The following is a 939-nucleotide window of genomic DNA, read 5'->3' as shown; positions in this document are numbered from 1 at the left end:
GCCTGCCAACGAACGCCGAGTACGAATATCGTTATCTGGCCAAGGATGCATCGGGCAACGTGGTGATGGAGCGCCAGAGCTACTTCCTGACCGGCACGCGCAACAATCCGGTGACCAATGTCGACATCGTCGGAGTGATCGACGAGTTGGCCAAGGACATGACGATCGACCGTCTGCAGCATCACAATGCCTTTGGAGACGTGTCAGGCGAGCGTGATGGTCGCGGCAACTGGACCTACTCGTCGTATAACACGATGGGCATGCTGGTGCTCAAGCAGCAACCGCAGGTGAGCGTGACCTTGGCCAACGGGTACAAGACCGTTACGACGCCGCTGACGAATTTCTACTATGACCTGACGGGCAATCTCGTCGGTTTGTGTGATGCGAACGGCAATCTCACGACGCAATCGTGGAACTTCGGCACGGCCACGCCGAGTGTGGCGAAGTCGTGGGACGCTCTGGGCTACAGCAAGGTGTCTCAGTACGACGGCTTCGGCAACCTGCGCGTCGCGACGGACGAACTGGGCCGTCGCACGGAGTACAAATATGACAACAAGAACCGGCTGATCGAAATCGATCGTCCGGTGCTGGCGAATGGCCAGCGCAGCATCGACCGCTACGAGTACGACGACCTGGACCAGCGCATCGCGCATACGGATGCGCTGGGCAATCGTGAGAAGACGTACTACGACGTGGATGGCCGCATCGTGAAGACGGTGAGCGCGGCGGGCCGCACGGTGAAGTACGACTACAAGTGGGCGAGCGGTATCGCCTCGGTAGGCACGTCGGTGACTGGCGGCTGGATCAAGACGATGACCGACGCCACGGCCGCACGATGGTCGATGAACAGGATGTGTTCGGACGCACGACCAAGCACACGGATCTGGGCGGTCACGTGTTCCGCTATCAGTACAACTGGGCGGGGCTGGTGACGAAGCA

1 protein-coding gene is annotated in these 939 nt (G+C 60.1%); it reads left to right on the top strand.

Features of this window, described 5'->3' with window-relative positions; genetic code table 11:
- Positions 1–932, top strand: a 932-nt coding sequence (locus tag AWB80_RS42810) for an RHS repeat domain-containing protein (RefSeq protein WP_167390511.1), incomplete at its 5' end; no start/stop codon positions are given.
- Between the last annotated feature and the right edge of the window lie 7 nt (positions 933–939).

This window comes from Caballeronia pedi (assembly GCF_001544915.2).
Classification (GTDB): domain Bacteria; phylum Pseudomonadota; class Gammaproteobacteria; order Burkholderiales; family Burkholderiaceae; genus Caballeronia; species Caballeronia pedi.
The sequence above is the reverse complement of the archived record's forward strand: the minus strand, read 5'-3'. Positions and strand labels throughout refer to the sequence as shown.